The 3516-nt window shown below is 64.8% G+C and carries 4 protein-coding genes; 1 reads left to right on the forward strand and 3 read right to left on the reverse strand.

Translation table 11 applies throughout. The features are described from left to right. Positions 1-20: 20 nt before the first annotated feature. Positions 21-632: an NAD(P)-dependent oxidoreductase gene (locus tag EN925_RS28260; RefSeq protein WP_127385637.1), complete on the reverse strand. Its 612-nt coding sequence runs from the start codon at positions 630-632 to the stop codon at positions 21-23. Positions 633-669: 37 nt separating this feature from the next. After that, positions 670-1308 (reverse strand): DsbA family protein, encoded by a 639-nt coding sequence (locus EN925_RS28265; protein WP_127369775.1) that lies wholly within the window; start codon positions 1306-1308, stop codon positions 670-672. A gap of 134 nt (positions 1309-1442) precedes the next feature. Between EN925_RS28265 and EN925_RS28270 the strand changes: the two genes are divergently transcribed. Next, a complete protein-coding gene (locus tag EN925_RS28270; protein WP_128337087.1) occupies positions 1443-2360 on the forward strand; it encodes a LysR family transcriptional regulator in 918 nt (305 codons plus the stop codon). A 12-nt stretch (positions 2361-2372) separates the two neighbouring features. On the opposite strand, the gene EN925_RS28275 is transcribed toward EN925_RS28270, so the two are convergent. After that, the coding region (locus EN925_RS28275) for a GMC family oxidoreductase (protein ID WP_164894439.1) at positions 2373-3516 on the reverse strand (1144 nt) is incomplete at its 5' end.

Below are 3516 nucleotides of genomic sequence, written 5' to 3' on the forward strand. Positions count from 1 at the left end.
GGCCGCCACCATCCGTTCGCTCAATAGCCGACGGTGAAGCGCTGCCTGATATGGGCCGGCTTCTCGATCTCGTCGACCATGACGATCGCGTAGTCCTCGAAGGAAATGCTGCTGCCCTTGTCGGAGGCGAGAAGCGTGTCCTTGCCGAGGCGGAATTTGCCGGTGCGCTCGCCAGGCACGAACATGGCGGATGGCGACAGGAACGTCCAATCGAGGTCCTCGACCGTCTTCAATCTGTCCAGGAAGTCGGCGCCCTTCTGCGCTTCTGCCTTGTAGATCGCCGGGAAGTTGGGGCTATCGACCAGCCGCTTGCCGGGCGCGACTTCGAGACTGCCGGCGCCGCCGACGACGAGATAGCGCTTCACGCCGGAGGCGCGCACCGCCTCGATCAGCGCATCGGTATCGCTGTCCAGGAAATGCACAGAGCTGATCACAGCGTCATGGCCGCGGATCAGGTCCGCGAGACCTTCTGTGTCGAAGACATCGCCCTTCCTGGCCGTCACGCCCGGAAGCGCGACAATCTTTTCCGGGTTGCGCGCGATGCCCGTGACGATATGGCCGCCATCGGAGAGTTCCCTGAGAAGGCGCGAACCGACAGCGCCCGATGCACCAATGAGAGCGACTTTTGCCATGTCTGTTTCCTTATGCTTGGGGGTCTGGAGGATGGGGTCACGCCGCCGCGATGTGGGCGACGAGATTGTCGAAGCTGCCGAACAGCGCGTTCGAACCGATGAGCCGGGGCGCATCGTTGCGGATGACCGCGAGCGAAGGCACGCCATCGGCATGCAGGCGCTGGAACAGCGCACGGCCACGGCCAACCTGATCGCGGTGAGCCGCCAGCAATGTTTCGGTCGGCGCCTTGAGCATTTCGGCGGCGTCCGCCATGCCGTCGGCGGCGAGCACCTCGGCCACACCGCCGATCGTCACGACATCGCGTCCTTCTACATAGCGCGCATGCTGGATCGTCTTCAGCGCCGCAAACCGGCGGCTAGGGTCCTCCAGGCCAACGGCAGTGATGCCGAGTGTGGCGGCATGTGAGTCGAGCAGGGTGCCACGGACATTGAGGACATTGTGCCGGTAGGCCGGCGTGAACGATTGTCCGGTCAGGCGCTCGATGCGCTGGTCGTTCGCCCAGGCGTGCGCCGCAAAACCTTCATCCATCGGACGCGCGCCGGCGCCGGAAAACAGGCCGGTCGGCAGCAGCTCGACGCGCACGCCGGCGGCCGACAACCGGCCGAGCATCCGGGTGGCACCATAGCACCAGCCGCACAGCGGATCGAAAAGATAGGTCACTTCTGAATTGTTCATAATCGCTGCTACCCATGATCCGGCTGCCGGCTTGATCGAATGCCGTTGGCTGATATGTGGCAGGTGGGGGTCTTGCGATAAATGGCACCCAATAATACAAACTGTATGATCTGATCGTACAAATGGCAGCCAGCTTGGCCGAACTTCTGAACCTCAATCGGCTCGCCTACTTCACCACGGTGATGGAAACCGGCTCGTTCACGGCCGCAGCCAACCGGCTTGGCGTCGCCAAGGCCGTGGTCAGCCATCAGATCGGCAAGCTCGAAGAGGAACTGGGCGCAACGCTGCTGCAGCGCACGACCCGGCGTGTCACGCCGACCGAAGAGGGGCGCCTCTTCTATGACCGCGCGATGATCATCCTGCGGGAAGCGGAGGCCGCCTATGGCGAAATCTCGCGCGGGGCCGTCGAACCGAGCGGAACGCTGAGGCTGACGGCGCCGCTCGACTACGGCACCAAGATGGTGGCTCCGGTCATGGCGGCCTATCTCAGAACCTATCCGCAGATGCGCGTCGAGGCGATCTTCGACGACGCCGTCAGCAATCTGGTGGACGAGCAGATCGATCTCGGCATCCGCGTCGGCTGGCTCACCGATTCCTCGAACCAGGCGCGGCGGCTGGGGACGATCCGGCAAATCGTGGTGGCGAGCCCTGGCTTCGCGGCGAGCCTGCCGCCGGACCTGACGCCGCGCCAGGCAAGATCGCTGGCCTGGGTCGGCAACACCCAGTTGCGCGGCATCGGCCAATGGCTGTTTTCCAGGGATGGCGAAACGGTGCTGACCGAGCTCAATCCGGTCCTCATGTGCGACAAGAGCCCCGCCGCCCGTGCTTGCGTGCTCGTCGGCATCGGGCTGGGCGTCTTTCCGGACTACAGCGTCAGCGACGATATCGCCGAGGGGCGGCTGGTGCCGGTATTTGCCGACTGGAGCCTGCCGTCAGGCGGCATCCACGCAGTCTTTCCGCCGGCCCGGTTCCGGCCCGCCAAGGTGCGCACCTTCGTCGATCTGCTCGCGGCGGCCGAGAAGCGGCGATCGCGCGGTGTTGCCACGGCTTGAAGCCGATGGCGGTCAGCGGGCCTCTTGCAGGATCATCTCGGCTGCCTTCTCCGCGATCATGACGACCGGCGAGTTGGTGTTGCCCGAGACGATTGTCGGCATGATCGAGGCATCGACCACGCGCAGCCCGGCAAGCCCGTGAACACGCAGGCCGTCGTCGACCACCGCCATCGTATCCGAACCCATCTTGCAGGTGCCGACGGGGTGGAAGATCGTCGTGCCGATATCGCCGGCCTTGCGGATGAGCTCTTCATCGCTGTCATACTGCGTGCCGGGCAGCATCTCTTCCGGCGCAAAGCGCGCCACCGCCCGAGCCTTCATCAAACTGCGGACATGGCGCAACGACGCGACGGCCACGCTGCGGTCTCCCTCGGTGGAAAGATAGTTCGGCCGGATCCTCGCCGCCTCCCGCGCGTCGGACGAAGCCATGTGCACGCTGCCCCGGCTTTCCGGACGCAGATTGCAGACCGAGACGGTGACCGCGGGAAAGCGATGCAGCGGCTCGCCCAGACGGTCGGTGCTCAGCGGTTGCACATGATATTCCAGATCGGGCGTTGCGAGGCGCGGATCGCTCCTGGCGAAGATGCCGAGCTGGCTTGGCGCCATCGACAGCGGCCCGCTGCGCTTGAGCGCGTACTCCAGCCCCATCGACGCACGGCTGACCAGATTGTGGTAACGCTGGTTGAGCGTGGCAGTGTTGGCGACCTTGAAGACGGTGCGGATCTGCAGATGGTCCTGCAGGTTTTCTCCGACGCCCGGCAAAGCATGACGAACATCCACGCCGATGCCCGAGAGCAGGTCGGGGCGACCCACCCCCGACAGTTCGAGCAGCTTGGGCGAGTTGATGGCGCCGGCCGCAAGGATCGTCTGTCCGGCGCGGACCTGATGCAGGCGGCCGCCTTGGCGGAAAACCAGTCCGGTGACGCGCCGGCCGTCGAATTCGAGCCGTTCGGTTTCCGCGCCGAGCACTACGCGCAGGTTCTTGCGCCCCGCTATACCGCGCAAAAACGCCTTCGATGTGTTCCAGCGGACGCCCTTCCTCTGGTTGACCTCGAAATAGCCCGAGCCTTCATTGGTGCCGGTGTTGAAGTCTTCGGTGCGCGGAATGCCGAGTTCCTCGGCCGCGTCCCGGAAGGCGTCGAGGATCGGCCATGAA

The organism is Mesorhizobium sp. M7A.F.Ca.US.006.04.2.1, from assembly GCF_004022915.1.
GTDB lineage: Bacteria > Pseudomonadota > Alphaproteobacteria > Rhizobiales > Rhizobiaceae > Mesorhizobium > Mesorhizobium ciceri.

Excerpts from the sequence above, each read along its gene's own strand:
- EN925_RS28260 (WP_127385637.1), bottom strand. The coding sequence starts at position 632 with ATGGCAAAAGTCGCTCTCATTGGTGCATCGGGCGCTGTCGGTTCGCGC.
- EN925_RS28265 (WP_127369775.1), bottom strand. The coding sequence starts at position 1,308 with ATGAACAATTCAGAAGTGACCTATCTTTTCGATCCGCTGTGCGGCTGG.